This is a genomic window from Aquirhabdus sp., from assembly GCF_046462495.1.
Taxonomy (GTDB): Bacteria; Pseudomonadota; Gammaproteobacteria; order Pseudomonadales; family Moraxellaceae; genus Aquirhabdus.
Genome location: NZ_JBKGVE010000010.1, coordinates 256,606 through 272,813, shown reverse-complemented (window position 1 = coordinate 272,813; position 16,208 = coordinate 256,606). Strand labels below are relative to the sequence as shown.

Here is a 16,208-nt window from a genome sequence, read left to right as displayed (position 1 = left end):
TCTAGTCACCCATAATCATTGTATTGTGATTCAGGTTTTGCATGATCCAAATCGATCCACCGATCACAAGAACGATGATAATCGCAGTGAAGACAAAAGAAACTACAGTATCACGTGATGCCGGTGATAGATCCATATGCAGGAAGTAATGCAAATGAACGACAACCTGCACGGCTGCAAGGATAAATATCCAAGCAATCGTTGCACTGGTTGAAGTCACAGGATGCATGACTAGCGCAAAAGGAATAGCCGTTAAGATCACAGACAGAATGAAACCGATAGCGTATGACTTAAAGCTGCCATGTGATCCTGAATGATCGTTATGTCCGTGTCCCATTACAACACTCCCAATAAGTAAACAACGGTGAATACACAAATCCAAACCACGTCAAGGAAATGCCAGAACAAGCTGAGGCAAAGCAAACGTGTTTTGTTGGTTGATGTGAGACCTTTCTGGCTGACGAGGGCGATCATTGTTGCCATCCAGATCAGACCAGAGGTCACGTGCAATCCGTGTGTACCAACTAGAGTAAAGAATGCAGACAGGAAAGCACTGCGATCCGGACCATGACCTTCAACGATCAGATGGTGGAACTCATTGACTTCCATACCGATAAAGCCGGCACCCAAGAAGAAGGTGATAATCAGCCAGCCGATCACTTGGGCTTTGTTGTTTTTGTACATTCCTAGGATTGCAAAACCATAGGTGATACTACTGAACAACAGTAATGCAGTTTCGCCAAGTACGTAGGGTAGTTCAAAAATATCTTTACCCGTTGGGCCGCCTGCATAGCTGTCATGCAGTACAGCAAACGTTGCAAAAAGTGATGCAAAGAGCATCAAGTCACTGAGAATGTAGATCCAGAAACCATAGATCTTCATCGGACCCGCATCATGGTGAGCATGGTCGTCATGACTGTCATGATGAGCATCATCATGAGTATGTGGCGTGCTTAATACTTCATTAGACATGATTTACATCCTGATACGCTTTTTTCTCTTGGATATGTAGGTTTTCAATGCGCTCTACTTCTGCAGCAGGCACATAGTAGTCAGTTGAGTCATCATAACTACGGACAATAACAGTCACGATAGTTGCAACTACACCAACCGCAACAAGCCACCAGATATGCCAAATCAAAGCAAAACCGAACAAGAAGCTAAAGATACCAACGACCACGCCTACAGCAGTGTTTTTTGGCATATGAATGTCATTGTATTTGACAGGGTGGTTGTTTACCGAACCATCCTTTTTCATTTCCCAAAATGCATCGAGGCTATGAACAGTTGGAATAACCGCAAAGTTATAGAACGGCGGTGGAGATGAAGTTGACCATTCTAAAGTACGGCCATCCCATGGGTCGCCAGTCACATCGCGATTTTTTGCTTGGTTTTTGAAACCAAAGAACAATTGAACGAACTGCAAGAAAATACCCAGTGCAATCACGAGCATTCCAAAAAATGCAACGATCAGCAAAGGTTGCCATGCTGGGTTATCGTAATGGTTCAGACGACGAGTCATACCCATGAAACCAAGGATATATAGCGGAACGAATGCCAAGAAGAAACCTGAAATCCAGCAGAATGCAGAATATGCACCGATTTTGTCACTCAGTTTGAAACCAAATGCTTTCGGGAACCAATATGCAAAACCTGCCAGATAACCAAATACAACACCACCAATAATTACGTTATGGAAGTGGGCAATCAAGAACAAACTGTTGTGCAATACAAAGTCAGCACCAGGAACTGCCAAGAGCACACCGGTCATACCGCCCACAGTAAATGTGATGAGGAAGCCGATAGTCCAGATGATTGGTGGGGTGAATTGAATACGACCTTGATACATGGTAAACAACCAGTTGAAGATTTTGAGCCCTGTTGGGATCGAAATAATCATGGTCGCGATACCGAAGAAGGCATTGACGTTTGCGCCAGCACCCATGGTAAAGAAGTGATGTAACCAAACGACAAATGACAAGATGGTGATAACGCCAGTTGCCCAAACCAGTGAGGTGTAACCAAACAGTTTTTTGCGAGAGAAAGTTGCAACAACTTCTGAAAAGATACCAAATGCAGGCAAAATCAGAATATAAACTTCAGGATGTCCCCAAACCCAGATCAGGTTGACGTACATCATCTGATTTCCACCTAATTCATTGGTGAAGAAGTGCATGTCAAAATAACGATCAAGGGTCAGTAATGCGATAGTCACAGTCAAAACTGGGAACGCAGCAATAATCAGGATGTTGGTACACAGAATTGCCCAGATGAATACTGGCATTTTCATGAGTGTCATCCCTGGGGCACGCATCTTCATGATGGTCACGAAGAAGTTAACACCAGTCAGCAATGTACCAATACCTGCAATCTGAATACTCCAGATCCAGTAATCCACGCCAACACCTGGACTATAAGCCAAACCTGAAAGAGGAGGGTAGGCCAGCCAACCAGTACGCGCAAACTCACCTACGAATAGGGAAAGATTGATCAATACCGCACCGACGGCGAATAACCAGAAGCTGATTGAGTTTAGGAAAGGGAAGGCAACGTCACGTGCACCAATTTGTAGGGGCACAACGATGTTCATCAGACCAACCATCAACGGCATTGCCATGAAAAGAATCATGATCACACCGTGTGCGGTGAAGACTTGATCGTAATGGTGAGGTGGCAAGAAGCCAGGATTATCGCCCTGCGCAATCATCAACTGCGTACGCATCATGAATGCATCGGAGAAACCGCGGACAAGCATAACAAGTGCAACGACGATATACATCACGCCGATTTTTTTATGGTCAACAGTGGTGAGCCACTCAGTCCATAAGTATTTCCATTTACCGTAGTACGTTATTGCACCGAGCAGGGCGAGACCCAGCAAGGATGCTGCAATAAACGTGACAACCAGAATTGGTTCGTGATAGGGAATCGCCTCAAGCGTTAAATTCCCCAATAAGTTTACAGACATTGATTATTCCTCTGATACTTAATGTTGTGTGGTAGTCATAGGCATGTTATGCATGTCTTCACCGCTCATTGCTGCGTGTTCCTCATGGCTCATTGCTGCGTGTTCCTCATGGCTTACTGCTGCAGGTGGATTAGCGCCTTTTTGAGCATTCACGATGATGGTGTCAAACAGATCTGGAGTGACGGTTGAGTAGTACTCAACTGGATGCTTAATGGTTGGTTTTTCTAATGTCTTGTAGGTATCAGCATTTAAAGCTTGAGGTGCCTGTTTGACTTGTTTAACCCATGCATCAAATTCAGCAGGTGAGTTTGCAATTGCCTTAAATGTCATATCAGAGAAACCTGCACCACTATAGTTTGCAGATAGTCCAGGGAAGGTACCTGCTTCATTAGCAATGAGATGCAACTTACTCTGCATGCCGCCCATCGCGTAGATTTGGCTACCTAATTGCGGAATGAAGAAGGAGTTCATGACTGTACCAGAAGTGATACGGAACTCTACAGGGACGTTTACAGGGAAGGCGATTTGATTAACCGTTGCAATCCCTTGTTCTGGGTATATGAATAGCCACTTCCAATCAAGGGCAACCACTTCAATCACTAAAGGCTTTGCTGAGGACTCAATAGGTTTTTGCGGGTTAAGCGCATGTGAGCTTTTCCAGGTCACGATCGCAAGTGCAATGATGATGATACATGGAATCGTCCAAACGACGACTTCGATTTTATTGGAGTGCGACCAGTCTGGGGTGTATTTTGCTTTCGTGTTAGAGGCCCGATATTTCCATGCAAAGTAAATTGTCATGAAAATAACAGGAATAACAACGATTAGCATAAGACCCGTTGCCGTAAGGATGAGGTTTTTCTCATCGATACCGACTTGACCTTTTGGGTTAAGCAGGGCCATGTCGCAACCGCTCAAAAGGCCTGCGGCAAGCACGATACCCAGTAGAGGGAGCATGCGTAAAAGTTTAGTGTATGGTTGGTTACTCATCTTGCGACCTTAACTAGAAATTAGAGGGAGCAGCATATTCGATACATCGGGTGCTTCGTGATTGGAGACCAATGCAATTACTCGAACACTATACAACTTGTTCCTTTCGACTGAAAAACAGTCAATAAACGCAAAAAATGACGTTTTTGCAGACAAAATAGGTCTGTAATGAACGGAAAGCTTTGCAAATAATGCAATAAAGCACCCTTTTAGATTAAAAAGAGACTTCTTTGTGAATTATATCAGGATGTTTGTATCGAAAACATTGCTTTGGTGCGTTTATTACAATTCGTTTTATAAAAACTATTAATATTCATGTAATTAGTAAAAACATTTTGTTTTAGTGAAACATTTGAAAAGGGCTTTATATTAAAAGCAACTTCTGAAAGTAACTAGAGACATTGCCAAAGCACATGGCGGTGTATGCTAAATTACGGCATAATCTGGCTTCGTTATATTTCACTTTGCTGTGTCATCTGGCAAATTTGTAGATTCTCTTTTTTTTGCAAAATTGATTCACAAGATTGATGCCTAGAGCTCCAAACCACTATGAATGTCTCTGAACTACGTGCCACGTTTGCATTAGGTAGTATTTTTGCCTTGCGAATGCTTGGGCTATTTATGATTGTCCCAGTATTTGCAATCTACGGGCAAGGCTATACAGGTGCAACCCCTGCATTGATTGGTCTTGCGATTGGGGTGTATGGCTTATCTCAAGCGATTTTACAAATTCCTGTTAGTCTGTTGGCCGATCGAACCGCACGTAAACCGTTAATTGTTATTGGTCTATTGATTTTTGCTCTTGGCGGTGCCATTGCCGCGATGTCGACTTCAATTTGGGGAGTCATCTTAGGTCGTGCGATTGCCGGTGCAGGTGCGATATCCGCAGTAGTGATGGCGCTTTTGGCCGATGTGACTCGTGAGCAACACCGCAGCAAGGCAATGGCCGCGATGGGTATGAGCATTGGCTTATCTTTTATTATTGCTTTCAGCTTAGGTCCCTTTTTAACTAAACATGTGGGGCTATCGGGTTTATTTTGGTTGACCTCTATTGCAGGTATTTTAGCAATAGGGTTGTTGGCTGTTGTGCCATCGCCATTGCGTCTTTTGAAGCAGAATCCTCTTGGTTTTGGGGTGCAGCTTAAGTCGGTCCTCGTTTTGCCTGATTTAAATCGTTTACATGTCTCTATTTTTGCGCTTCATTTAGTCATGACTGCAGCTTTTGTGATGCTTCCACAGCAATTAGTCCGGTACGCGCACATTCCTGTTGAGGAGCATGGTTGGTTGTATTTACCACTCTTGCTGCTAGGTGCAGTAATGACGATTCCAGCGATTATTGTGGCTGAGGTCAAACGGCGGATGCGGCGTATTTTTATCGGTAGTGTTGCATTGGTTGTGATGTCATTGGCTGTTTTAACGGCTGACCACACACGGGTTGGTTTGTTGCTTGGACTGGGTTTATTTTTCATCGCATTTAATCTGCTTGAAGCAATGATTCCTTCATGGCTTGCTAAGCGTGCACCTGCTGCTGCTAAAGCGACCGCAATGGGTATTAATGCATCGAGTCAATTTCTTGGTGCTTTTGCGGGTGGGGTATTAGGCGGTCAGTTACTCACCTTTGCAACCCCTCAACTAAGTTGGGCAATCTTGGCGGCAATAGCTTTGGTGTGGTTTTTGATCATTGTTGGTTTAAACTCACCCCCTTATTTATCGAGCTTATCGATCCGTTTGCCAGAGTTCCCACACGGTACTCAGCATGTGAATGCCAAGATGAATGACTGGGCTGCATGCTTACTGGAAGTGGGTGGTGTCGAGGATGTAGTTGTTTTGCCCGATCAACATGTGGCTTACTTAAAAGTGGATAAAAAGAAGATGAGTGATACTTCTCGTGAGCAATTGTCACAGTTAGTGGGCCAGCCAGTCGTATTTTAAGTTTTGAATAGGGAGCCAAAATACTTAAATTAAGTGCTTTGGCGTTTGATTCCATTGATTTAGACAAAATAGTAGTGGTTTATGAGCGAGATAGTAAACACAGAAAAAGCCGCCATTCTTGCCCGTGTGCAACTAGAGTCGGGTTGGAAAAGTGCGCTAGCAGATGCGCTAACCAGCGAGTCGATGGGTTCGTTACGTCAGTTTTTGACGGAACAAAAAAAGAAAGAGCTCGTGGTATTCCCGCCCAACAATTTGATCTTCAATGCCTTTAATACAACGCCGTTTGATCAGGTCAAAGTCGTTATTTTGGGACAAGACCCTTATCATGGCGCACGTCAGGCCAATGGTCTGGCCTTTTCTGTACAGCGTAGCATTCCAATTCCGCCATCATTGCGCAATATCATGCATGAACTGTCCACGGATTTGGGAATCAAACCTGCCGGGCATGGTGATTTGACTTCTTGGGCCGAGCAAGGCGTCCTACTCCTAAACAGTGTAATGACTGTCGTTGAGGGACAGCCCACAAGTCATCAGGGAAGAGGGTGGGAAGAGTTTACTGACCATGTGATCGATGTTGTGAATGAGCAGACGAATAATACGGTCTTTATTCTTTGGGGTGCTTATGCCCAGAAGAAAGGCCAGTTTATAGATCGAAATCGTCATTTGGTGTTGACCGCGGTCCATCCATCTCCGCTTGCGGCAAATCGTGGTGGTTTTTTTGGTCTCAAACCATTTAGCAAGACAAATCAATACTTAGTGCAACATGGTAAATCACCCATTAATTGGCAATTGAACTAGTTTCATGTAACTAAAATTAATTATAGAATGAACCTAATAGGGATATTAAATGACATCGTTGAATTTGGTTGATCATCCAGAGTTAATCACAGAGCGTGCAGGAAATGGTTGGACGATTCTGCGTTTAAATCGCCCAAAATCCTTACATGCGCTGGATGAGTCTTTATCTCGTGCGATATTCGAAGTTCTTATTCAGCTTGCTGTAGATGATGAGACGCAAGCGATTTGGTTTGATAGCTCAACGCAAAAATCGTTCTGCGCTGGCGGAGATGTGCGCCAGCTACGCCAGATGTCATTGGACGGCAATCCTGCTGGCGCTGATATGTTTTTTAAAGAGGAATATGCGGCAGACTTGATGCTGCATCAATTTAGTAAGCCGATCGTTGTCTGGGGTGAAGGCTATGTGATGGGTGGCGGTATGGGCTTACTCATGAGTGCACCATTTCGCTTAGTCACTCCAAACTCTAAACTTGCGATGCCTGAGATTAATATCGGTCTATTTCCCGATGTCGGTGGATCCAGATTTTTAGCTGAGCGCGGTTTAGTGGGGCTGTTTTTGGGTTTAACTGGTGCCATGTTGGATGCGGGTGATGCGCATGCATTAAATTGGGCCACCCATATCAGTTATCTGAGTAAAGAAGATGTGCTTGCAAAACTCATCCAGTTGGATTGGTCTGTCCAAGGATCAGCAACAGGGCATTATCATCTAGTCGCAGACGCCTTAGCGAACATTCATCATCCAGTTATTGGTGAGTCGCTCAGCCATAGCCTTGATCAGATTTTACAGGTTTGTCGTGGTGTCGATTTTTTGGAAGATTATCAAGCTATCACTGCACTATCAGAACTTTCAAGCAATCATTGGCTTAAGCAAGCTGCAGATAATCTTAGAAATGGTTCGCCATCAACGGCGGCATTAACTTGGCTGCTTTGGCAGTGGGCCAGTCGCGTTGACCGTCCTTGGCCGCAAGTCTTTAATCTTGAGCGCCAACTCGCGGAGTGGAAAATTCGTCATCCTGATTTTAATGAAGGTGTACGAGCACGATTGGTGGATAAAGATAATGCTCCAGTATGGCAAGTGCAGCATATTGAGTCATTGGTTCAAGCGCTTGGCGCTGTGCCCGAAGCAGAGGATGAAAGTTGGCGAGAGGTGTTAAAGCAGTTTGGTGTAATCTGATAGAGAGTTATTATGAGATGTTTTTCACTTATTGCATTGTTTATTGGTAGCATTTCGTGTTGTGCCAATCAGCAAATATACGCTCAAGAGTCTTCGACAATATTAGTGAGTCAATATAAAAATTCACTAGAAGGTTTGGTTGCCACTGAAAAGTTTACAGCAGATGGAATGTACACTGGCACTCACCCCGAAGTTAAGCGTATTCAATATGAAGCAAGTGTAAATAATTTAATTAAGCGTTTGATTTCGTATAATTCTCAAGAATTAACAAAGCAAGTTGTGTTGAGTGAATTCAAATCCACATTAAAAGAATTTGACGATGCAGATAGTGATGATAAAGATTGTATGCTCGGTTATCTAGAAAGGATCATGGGCATTTTAGGTATCGATAGTTCTGATGGAGTGCTTAATAAATGGCGTTATGGGTTGGATCCTAGAAAGTCTAGAGAGCAGGAGAATATTGAGGCAATTGCTCAGATGACACCGAGTGAGCAGCAACTTTTGTCGAAGCTTAAAGTCCTTAAAGCAGCCACAGCGTTAACTCGTTTGATAGCTATATTGGGCCCACCATCCTCCTATGTAGTAGAATCCTATGTTTGGTTTTTAGATGAAAAAAGCAAGATTTCATTTCTTTAAGTTCTGTAAATAATCAACAAGTTTTAATATGGATGACTGTGGGTCGATTCTCTTATTCGCAGAAAATTGAATAAGTTCATAATATTTAAGTTGTGAGGCAGAATAAATTTTTTCACCAATATTAGAAGTATTTACCGCCCAAGACCATATTTGGATGACGGCTGCTCTAAACCTTGCCAAACGCGCAGCAGAACTTGGCGAGGTTCCCGTGGGCGCACTTTTGGTGCATGATGGGCAGATTATTGGTGAGGGATTTAACCAGCCGATTACGCTAAACGACCCAACGGCCCATGCGGAGATATGTGCGCTCCGTGATGCATGTCAGCGATTGAAAAACTATCGTTTACCTCAAGATGTTACGTTATATGTAACGCTTGAGCCTTGCACACAGTGCGTCGGTGCCTTGATTCATGGGCGCGTCAGTCGGGTGATCTATGCAGCTGATGAACCTCGAGCAGGTTCATTGGTCAGTGCACGACAATTGTTAAGTGATGGTTTTTATAATCATAAATTTACATTTGTTGGCGGGTTGTTAGCTGAAGAAAGTGGCGCATTACTCAAATCTTTTTTTAAGTTACGACGTGGTTAATATCGTTGAATTCTACATTCAAATTCATTGGAATATAGTTACATGAAACCATTAAATATTGCTGTTTTGACCGTCTCAGATACGCGTGAACTGGCTACCGATACTTCGGGTCAGTATCTGTGCGACACCTTGATTGCCGCAGGGCATCATTTGGCTGACCGCGCCATTGTTAAAGATGATATTTATCAGCTACGTGCAATTGTTTCAAAGTGGATAGCCTCTGATGACGTGCAAGTGGTTATTACAACTGGTGGGACAGGCTTCTCAGGCCGTGATAGTACCCCTGAAGCACTGCAGCCTTTATTTGATAAGAATGTTGAGGGGTTTGGTGAGTTATTCCGTCATTATTCTTTGCTTGAGATTGGAACGAGTACACTGCAGTCCCGTGCACTTGCTGGCATGGCAAATCGTACGCTGATCTTTTGTGTACCTGGATCTACAGGTGCATGTAAAACCGCATGGAGCACTATCCTTGAGTCACAATTAAACAGCGAAACGAAACCTTGTAATTTTGTAAATCATGTAAATTCACCTAAGTAACTATTTTTAGATGTAAAAGTTACAGTTTAAAACGCAGCGGTTCGCAAATAATAAGCGACATGGATTCGTTTGGTCTGAATATCGCATGTAATATCTTTAAGACTTGAACTCTAAATTTATCAGGATTGATACCTTATGGCCGACATTGACAAACCAACAGCCGAGGTGAGACACCTTGATTACGCGGCTCCGCCGCCTCCGAAAAAGTCGGGTCTAAAGTTTCCTTCACTCGCATGGCAGATTGTCATAGGCTTAATTGCGGGTATCGTAGTCGGTTGGCTTTTTGCTGGGCAGGAGTGGATTACGACGTGGGTTGCACCGCTTGGCGATATTTTTATTCGCCTTATTAAAATGATTGTTGTACCGATTGTGATCAGTACATTGATTGTGGGTGTGGCGGGTACGGGTGACATTAAGGCGCTTGGGCGTCTTGGTGGGAAGACATTACTGTATTTTGAGCTGGTGACCACGGTTGCCATTATTGTCGGGATGTTTTTTGCGGATATCTTACAGCCGGGTACGGGCATTCAATTATCAGGTTTGACCAAGACTGATATTTCAAGTTACGTCGCAACTGAGCATACAGTTGCTCATCATTCATTTGCGGATACTTTTGTCCACGTTATCCCAACCAATATTATTGATGCGCTTGCAAAAGGTGACATGCTGGCGATCATTTTCTTTAGTGTGATGTTTGGTCTGGGGCTGGCTTCATTGGGTGAAAAAGGCAAGCCCATGGTCAATATGTTTGCATTGACTGCAGATAGCATGTTTTGGATCACACGAAAAATCATGCAATTGGCGCCTTTGGGTGTATTTGGTTTGATGGCTGTGGCAGTGAGTAAATTCGGTCTGTCCGCACTTATTCCATTGGCAAAACTGGTTGGCGTTGTTTATTTGGCCATGTTTACTTTTGTTTTTGTGGTCTTTGGTCTGATTGCACGTTGGGTAGGCATACGCTTGCTTGAGCTCATTAAGCTTTTGCGCGAAGAGTTGGTTTTGGCATATAGTACGGCAAGTTCAGAAACAGTTCTGCCGCGTCTGATTGAAAAAATGCAGACTTTTGGGGTGCCAAAGCATATTGTCGCTTTTGTCATTCCAACGGGCTATTCATTCAACTTGGATGGCAGTACGCTTTATCAATCCATTGCCGCGTTGTTTTTAGCGCAGTTGTATGGCATTGATCTTTCATTGGGACAGCAGATCACGCTTATTTTGGTCTTGATGTTAACCAGTAAAGGGATTGCTGGTGTTCCGGGGGTGAGTTTTGTTGTTCTGCTGGCGACATTAGGTTCAGTGGGTATTCCTGCCGAAGGGTTAGCCTTTATCGCAGGGATTGACCGAATCATGGATATGGCACGTACCGCGGTGAATGTCATTGGTAATGCTTTGGCATCGGTTGTGATCAGTCGCTGGGAAGGTCAATTTCGCACTGGCGATACGACAACGATTGCAGAGATAAAAGAAAGTTAAGTTTTAAATTTTAAGGAAACAATCATGGCTACAATTACAATTCAACAGCGTTTTACGCAGTCCCCAGAGCAGGTGTTTGCGGTTCTTGGAACGCATGCAGGCTTGGGTGCATGCTTTGCACCGTTACAAGTAACGCGAGTTCAAGATTCTGCTGATACCCATTATCCTGATGGCGTAGGCTCGGTACGCAAAATGGGTATCGGTTCTGTGACGCCGCTTTATGAACAGGTTACTGAGTATGAACCGAATAAGTTTATTGAGTATGTGTTGATCAATAATCCTTTGATTAAGCATCATGTCGGCCGTTTGATTTTTACACCAGCAGGTACTGGCACTTTATTAAATTACACAATTGAGTTAGAAGGAAAGGTTCCAGGTTCAGCGCCAATTATTTTAGCTGGGCTAAAAGTGGGTATTGTTCAAGGGCTTAAGAAATTGGCTAAAACACTATAATGACGTACGAATCTGCAAAAGTGCCTAATGTAATTACGATTGATGGTCCAAGTGGCTCAGGTAAAGGGACCCTTGCTGCACGTCTGGCCGTGCATTACGGTTATAACCTTTTGGATTCTGGCGCCTTGTACCGCTTGCTCGGATTAAAAGCTAAACAAGTGGGTTTATTTCACGAAGGCGCGTTTCGTGGAAATGTAATCCCGACTGAGCAATTGGCTAATCTGGCTTTAACGCTGGATATCCAATTTATTCCCGATGCTGACCGGCAATTATTGGTTTTACTTGATGGTCATGATGTCACACAGGTCATTCGTACTGAACAAACAGGTCATTTAGCATCACAGGTTGCCGTGATTCCAGAAGTACGTGACGCTTTGCTACAGCGACAAAGAGATTTTGCGGTGCAGCCTGGATTGATTGCAGATGGTCGTGATATGGGCACTGTTGTTTTTCCAGATGCGCCAGCCAAAATTTATCTGACAGCGTCGGCCAATGCACGTGCGGAGCGTCGGGTAAAGCAATTGCAGAATATGGCAATTGATGCTAATATAGACAATATTTTATCAGACATCGTTGCTCGTGACCGACGTGATATGGAACGAGCGATTGCACCCTTGAAACCTGCTGATGATGCTCTCATTGTGGATAGCTCATCGAAAGGGATTGACGAAGTGCTGGCTGAGTTAATTCGTTACATAGATTTACATGTGTAATTGATTTTGATATTCACGAGTCAATTACATCGTAGTATGTTTTAAATTTCTAGCTTTCAGTTGGCTTTGCTTTTTTTGAGTAAAGTGCATTGAAGGCTTTTTGGTTTTTCTAAAAGCCAAGTGAAAATATGGTCAATGATCTGTTTTTAGATCAAGTGTTTTCATTTGACTCAATCCGATCCGCAGCAGATTGACCCTGCGCGGCTATACACAAACAGGTTATACCATGATGGAATCTTTTGCCGCCCTATTTGAAGAAAGCCTAAAAGGCAAAGGGCTTGACGTCGAAAAGGGCGCGGTGATTCAAGGTACAGTAGTAAACATTGATAGCGATTGGGTCACTGTTGATACTGGACTAAAATCCGAAGGCGTAGTGCCTCGTGAAGAGTTTTTGAGCGAATCTCGTGAACTTGAAGTTGCGATTGGCGACACTGTTGATGTGGTCGTTGAAGCACTTGATAATGGTATGGGTCAAACTGTACTGTCACGTGAAAAAGCAAAACGTGTTGAAACCTGGACTAAACTTGAGCGTCTGTTTGATGCACAAGAAATCGTTACCGGTATCATCTCTGGTAAAGTTAAAGGCGGTTTCACCGTTGATATCGGTCCAGTTCGTGCGTTCTTGCCAGGTTCATTGGTTGACACTCGTCCAATCCGTGACACCACTCATCTTGAAGGTATCGATCAACAGTTCAAAATTATCAAGCTTGATGCTAAACGCAACAACGTTGTTGTTAGCCGTCGTGCAGTTATGGAAGCTGAAAGTTCAGCTGACCGTGAACAATTGCTTGGTAAACTGGAAGAAGGCCAAACCGTTACTGGTTTGATCAAGAACCTCACAGACTACGGTGCGTTCGTTGATCTAGGTGGTATTGATGGTCTCTTGCATATCACCGATATGGCATGGAAACGTATCAAGCATCCTTCTGAAGTGGTTGAAGTGGGTCAAGAAGTTACTGTTAAGGTTCTCAAATTTGACCGTGATCGTAACCGCGTAAGCTTGGGTCTGAAACAATTGGGTGAAGATCCATGGGTAGCAATCATGAACAATTATCCAAAAGGATCAATTGTTGCTGCGCGCATCACCAACTTGACTGATTACGGCTGTTTCGCTGAAATCGCTGAAGGTGTTGAAGGTCTGGTTCACGTTAGTGAAATGGATCACACCAACAAGAACATCCATCCATCTAAGGTTGTTCAAATTGGCGATGAAGTGAATGTGATGGTGCTTGAAGTCGATCAAGAGCGTCGTCGTATTTCTTTGGGTATCAAACAAACCCGTGCTAACCCATGGGATGAGTTTGCTAAAGCGCATGAAAAAGGCGAAAAAGTATCAGGTACTATCAAGTCAATCACTGACTTCGGTATTTTCATCGGTCTGCCTGGCGGTATCGATGGTCTGGTTCATTTGTCTGATATTTCTTGGAGCGAGCAAGGCGAAGAAGCCATCCGCCGCTACAAGAAAGGCGACACCGTTGAAGCGGTTATCCTTTCTGTTGACGCAGAAGGCAATCGTATCAGCTTAGGCGTTAAGCAAATGAGCAACGACCCATTCAACGACTACACAGCGACTAATGATCGCGGTGCACTCGTGAAAGGTACTGTGACTGCAGTTGATGCAAAAGGCGCAACCGTGAACCTCGGTAACGATATCGAAGGAACACTGAAAGCTTCTGAAATCAACCGTGATCGCGTAGAAGATGCCACTAAGCATCTGACTGTTGGTCAAGAAATCGAAGCGAAAATCATCAACGTTGATCGTAAAACACGTTCAATCAACTTGTCGATTAAAGCGAAAGATGAAGCTGAAGACCGTGATGCAGTGAACAACTTGAAAGCAACAACTGCTGCTGCTCAAGAAGGCGCTGGTCCACGTACTATCGGTGATTTGATCAAAGCTCAAATGAAATAAAACTAATCGGAACACTTTTTTGAGTGTTTTGGTTGTTGAAAAAAGCCACCCTAAATAGGGTGGCTTTTTTATGCGCGATGTTTGCTTTGTGTCAATCGACTACATTATTGTATATAAGGAGTATTTTGGGGTAGACGCGCGTGATGACTTGGTGTTATGTTCCAGACCAAGATAGCCGTATTGTTCTTTATGAACAACAGGTTCGGTTGTATCACTTGTTAATTTAACGTATTACTCTGGCTGCAAGTCATTAAGGATTGTTCGACGCAGTAGACGTGCCGATGAGTAAGATACACTGCCAAAAGAATATAAGGAGTGACATTGTAATGACCACTGGATTAAATAAATCTGACATCATTGATCGTATGGCTGGCCAATATCATCAACTTTCTGAACCTGCAATCGAAGATGCAGTGAAAGTAATGCTTGAACAAATGATTGATACCTTAACTGATGGTAATCGTATCGAAATCCGCGGCTTTGGCAGTTTTGCTTTGCACCATCGCGCAGCTCGTGCAGGGCGTAATCCAAAAACTGGTCAATCTGTTGCTGTTGAAGCAAAATCGGTTCCACATTTTAAACCTGGTAAAGCGTTGCGTGACGCTGTTAATCCAGAAAAATAAAGCGCTAACAGAATGGTCTTGGCGATATTGATTTAGGCATATATCGCTTCAAGAAAGATTCGATAGAAGAAAGATCATCTTGGATGTGCATTTTATTAGGTATGCACATTATTCAAAGATAGGGTCTCGAGTCCTTTTAATTTCGGAGTAATATCGTGCGCTTTATTTTAGTGATTTTATTGGTTGCTGTATTTGGTTATTCATTAACCTTAGTGCTGTTTAATCAATCAGTTACACAGGTTGACTTACTGTTTGCACAAGTTCCAACCATGAATTTAGGTTTGTTGCTCGTGATTACGCTGGGCCTCGGTATCATTGTTGGTTTATTGCTGGGTGTTCTGGTGTTTCGTGTAGTGCAAACACGTTGGGAAATTAAGCGTCTTAATAAAGAGCTGGATGTCGTACGCGCACGTCATATTCAGGCCGCCGCCGCAGCTGCAGCGGCTACCGCAGCTGCTGCATCAGCAGCGCCTGCACCAGTAAAACACGAAGAAACAAACATCGTACCGCCGATGATGTAAAGATGTAGGGCGGTGTCGCAGATAATAAAAAGCCGAGATTAATTCTCGGTTTTTTTATGGAGAGTATTTGGTGATATTTGCTGCATATTGGCTTTTATCACTTCTGCATCTTATGGCGTAGCGACCGAGCTGAGTTATAATGTCGCAAAAGCAAAGAAGAGAATGAAGACGTGAGTTTAATAGTTGCATTGGACACCCATTCACTAGACGCCGCACTGGCGATTGCTGATCAGCTTGACCCTACATTGTGTCGAGTTAAGGTGGGTAAAGAGCTTTTTACCTATACGGGTCCTGTAGTGGTTCAGGCACTACATGCACGTGGTTTTGAAGTTTTTCTTGATTTGAAATTTCATGATATTCCCAACACTACTGCCCACGCTGTTCAAGCCGCTGCAGATTTAGGTGTATGGATGGTGAATGTGCATGCTAGTGGTGGTCGTCAGATGATGCAGACGAGTGCGGCACGTTTAAAGCAACGCGGCTATGCGACGCATCTGATTGGCGTCACAGTACTGACTTCCATGTCCGCTGAAGATCTGTTGGATGTCGGGATTACAATTAGTCCGGCAGAGCAGGTTGTGCGTTTGGCGCAGCTTGCCTATGACAGCGGATTGGGTGGTGTAGTGTGTTCGGCGCAAGAAGCTGCACTCTTGCGGGCAAAGTTTGGTCCTGAGTTCTTATTGGTGACGCCGGGAATTCGCCCAGCGGGTAGTAATGCAGATGATCAAAAAAGAATTGTGACGCCCGCCGATGCAATGTGTCAGGGTGTAAGCCATATCGTTGTTGGACGCCCCATTACTCAAGCAGCTTCACCGAAACAAGCTGTACTTGATATCCTGGCCAGCATCTAAGAGCGACGCTTTATCTGAGTTGGATGGAAATCTCA

At 43.9% G+C, this 16,208-nt stretch carries 17 protein-coding genes; 13 read left to right on the top strand and 4 right to left on the bottom strand.

Features of this window, described 5'->3' with window-relative positions:
* Position 1 precedes the first annotated feature (1 nt).
* From cyoD to cyoA, 4 genes are read right to left on the bottom strand one after another with little or no spacing between them, the layout of a single operon-like run.
* A complete protein-coding gene (gene cyoD / locus ACLHG7_RS13320; protein ID WP_114898458.1) occupies positions 2 to 337 on the bottom strand; it encodes a cytochrome o ubiquinol oxidase subunit IV in 336 nt (111 codons plus the stop codon).
* Complete coding sequence (locus ACLHG7_RS13315; protein WP_410211474.1) at positions 337 to 972, bottom strand: cytochrome o ubiquinol oxidase subunit III; 636 nt, start codon at positions 970 to 972, stop codon at positions 337 to 339. The genes cyoD and ACLHG7_RS13315 overlap by 1 nt, the downstream gene beginning before the upstream one ends.
* The gene (gene cyoB / locus ACLHG7_RS13310; protein WP_410211473.1) at positions 965 to 2,968 is read right to left on the bottom strand and encodes a cytochrome o ubiquinol oxidase subunit I; all 2,004 of its coding nucleotides are present in this window, start codon (positions 2,966 to 2,968) and stop codon (positions 965 to 967) included. Before cyoB ends, ACLHG7_RS13315 begins: the two co-directional genes overlap by 8 nt.
* Before the next feature lie 18 nt (positions 2,969 to 2,986).
* Complete coding sequence (cyoA, locus tag ACLHG7_RS13305) at positions 2,987 to 3,958, bottom strand: ubiquinol oxidase subunit II (RefSeq protein WP_410211472.1); 972 nt, start codon at positions 3,956 to 3,958, stop codon at positions 2,987 to 2,989.
* Positions 3,959 to 4,507: 549 nt separating this feature from the next.
* On the opposite strand from cyoA, the gene ACLHG7_RS13300 reads away from it, so the two are divergent.
* The 13 genes from ACLHG7_RS13300 to pyrF all read left to right on the top strand — a co-directional run bounded on the left by ACLHG7_RS13300 (position 4,508) and on the right by pyrF (position 16,173).
* Positions 4,508 to 5,890 carry an MFS transporter gene (locus tag ACLHG7_RS13300; protein WP_410211471.1) on the top strand — a complete coding sequence of 461 codons (1,383 nt, stop codon included), beginning with the start codon at positions 4,508 to 4,510 and terminating at the stop codon, positions 5,888 to 5,890.
* A gap of 81 nt (positions 5,891 to 5,971) precedes the next feature.
* Positions 5,972 to 6,688, top strand: coding sequence for a uracil-DNA glycosylase (gene ung, locus ACLHG7_RS13295; protein WP_410211470.1), 717 nt, complete (start codon positions 5,972 to 5,974; stop codon positions 6,686 to 6,688).
* Positions 6,689 to 6,737: 49 nt separating this feature from the next.
* Positions 6,738 to 7,862, top strand: a complete 1,125-nt coding sequence (locus tag ACLHG7_RS13290) for an enoyl-CoA hydratase/isomerase family protein (protein WP_410211469.1) — start codon at positions 6,738 to 6,740, stop codon at positions 7,860 to 7,862.
* Between the two features lie 12 nt (positions 7,863 to 7,874).
* Positions 7,875 to 8,498 (top strand): DUF4844 domain-containing protein, encoded by a 624-nt coding sequence (locus ACLHG7_RS13285; protein WP_410211468.1) that lies wholly within the window; start codon positions 7,875 to 7,877, stop codon positions 8,496 to 8,498.
* Between the two features lie 118 nt (positions 8,499 to 8,616).
* Positions 8,617 to 9,087, top strand: coding sequence for a tRNA adenosine(34) deaminase TadA (gene tadA / locus ACLHG7_RS13280; RefSeq protein WP_410211629.1), 471 nt, complete (start codon positions 8,617 to 8,619; stop codon positions 9,085 to 9,087).
* Between the two features lie 42 nt (positions 9,088 to 9,129).
* On the top strand, positions 9,130 to 9,627 hold the full coding sequence (gene moaB, locus ACLHG7_RS13275) for a molybdenum cofactor biosynthesis protein B (protein ID WP_410211467.1): 498 nt from the start codon (positions 9,130 to 9,132) through the stop codon (positions 9,625 to 9,627).
* A 135-nt stretch (positions 9,628 to 9,762) separates the two neighbouring features.
* Positions 9,763 to 11,100: a cation:dicarboxylate symporter family transporter gene (locus ACLHG7_RS13270; RefSeq protein WP_410211466.1), complete on the top strand. Its 1,338-nt coding sequence runs from the start codon at positions 9,763 to 9,765 to the stop codon at positions 11,098 to 11,100.
* Between the two features lie 21 nt (positions 11,101 to 11,121).
* The gene (locus ACLHG7_RS13265) at positions 11,122 to 11,553 is read left to right on the top strand and encodes an SRPBCC family protein (protein ID WP_410211628.1); all 432 of its coding nucleotides are present in this window, start codon (positions 11,122 to 11,124) and stop codon (positions 11,551 to 11,553) included.
* Positions 11,553 to 12,266 (top strand): (d)CMP kinase, encoded by a 714-nt coding sequence (gene cmk / locus ACLHG7_RS13260; protein ID WP_410211465.1) that lies wholly within the window; start codon positions 11,553 to 11,555, stop codon positions 12,264 to 12,266. The genes ACLHG7_RS13265 and cmk overlap by 1 nt, the downstream gene beginning before the upstream one ends.
* A 226-nt stretch (positions 12,267 to 12,492) precedes the next feature.
* Positions 12,493 to 14,178 (top strand): 30S ribosomal protein S1, encoded by a 1,686-nt coding sequence (rpsA, locus tag ACLHG7_RS13255; RefSeq protein ID WP_114900632.1) that lies wholly within the window; start codon positions 12,493 to 12,495, stop codon positions 14,176 to 14,178.
* A 326-nt stretch (positions 14,179 to 14,504) separates the two neighbouring features.
* Complete coding sequence (locus tag ACLHG7_RS13250) at positions 14,505 to 14,801, top strand: integration host factor subunit beta (RefSeq protein WP_265935989.1); 297 nt, start codon at positions 14,505 to 14,507, stop codon at positions 14,799 to 14,801.
* A gap of 155 nt (positions 14,802 to 14,956) precedes the next feature.
* Positions 14,957 to 15,322 carry a LapA family protein gene (locus ACLHG7_RS13245; RefSeq protein WP_410211464.1) on the top strand — a complete coding sequence of 122 codons (366 nt, stop codon included), beginning with the start codon at positions 14,957 to 14,959 and terminating at the stop codon, positions 15,320 to 15,322.
* Positions 15,323 to 15,492: 170 nt separating this feature from the next.
* The gene (gene pyrF / locus ACLHG7_RS13240) at positions 15,493 to 16,173 is read left to right on the top strand and encodes an orotidine-5'-phosphate decarboxylase (protein WP_410211463.1); all 681 of its coding nucleotides are present in this window, start codon (positions 15,493 to 15,495) and stop codon (positions 16,171 to 16,173) included.
* Positions 16,174 to 16,208: the final 35 nt, after the last annotated feature.

Bases quoted from the DNA above. Each gene is read 5' to 3' on its own strand.
- rpsA (WP_114900632.1), top strand. From the start codon at position 12,493: ATGATGGAATCTTTTGCCGCCCTATTTGAAGAAAGCCTAAAAGGCAAA.
- ung (WP_410211470.1), top strand. From the start codon at position 5,972: ATGAGCGAGATAGTAAACACAGAAAAAGCCGCCATTCTTGCCCGTGTG.
- ACLHG7_RS13300 (WP_410211471.1), top strand. From the start codon at position 4,508: ATGAATGTCTCTGAACTACGTGCCACGTTTGCATTAGGTAGTATTTTT.
- cyoD (WP_114898458.1), bottom strand. From the start codon at position 337: ATGGGACACGGACATAACGATCATTCAGGATCACATGGCAGCTTTAAG.
- ACLHG7_RS13285 (WP_410211468.1), top strand. From the start codon at position 7,875: ATGAGATGTTTTTCACTTATTGCATTGTTTATTGGTAGCATTTCGTGT.
- cyoA (WP_410211472.1), bottom strand. From the start codon at position 3,958: ATGAGTAACCAACCATACACTAAACTTTTACGCATGCTCCCTCTACTG.
- ACLHG7_RS13290 (WP_410211469.1), top strand. From the start codon at position 6,738: ATGACATCGTTGAATTTGGTTGATCATCCAGAGTTAATCACAGAGCGT.
- cmk (WP_410211465.1), top strand. From the start codon at position 11,553: ATGACGTACGAATCTGCAAAAGTGCCTAATGTAATTACGATTGATGGT.
- ACLHG7_RS13250 (WP_265935989.1), top strand. From the start codon at position 14,505: ATGACCACTGGATTAAATAAATCTGACATCATTGATCGTATGGCTGGC.
- moaB (WP_410211467.1), top strand. From the start codon at position 9,130: ATGAAACCATTAAATATTGCTGTTTTGACCGTCTCAGATACGCGTGAA.
- ACLHG7_RS13270 (WP_410211466.1), top strand. From the start codon at position 9,763: ATGGCCGACATTGACAAACCAACAGCCGAGGTGAGACACCTTGATTAC.
- ACLHG7_RS13315 (WP_410211474.1), bottom strand. From the start codon at position 972: ATGTCTAATGAAGTATTAAGCACGCCACATACTCATGATGATGCTCAT.
- cyoB (WP_410211473.1), bottom strand. From the start codon at position 2,968: ATGTCTGTAAACTTATTGGGGAATTTAACGCTTGAGGCGATTCCCTAT.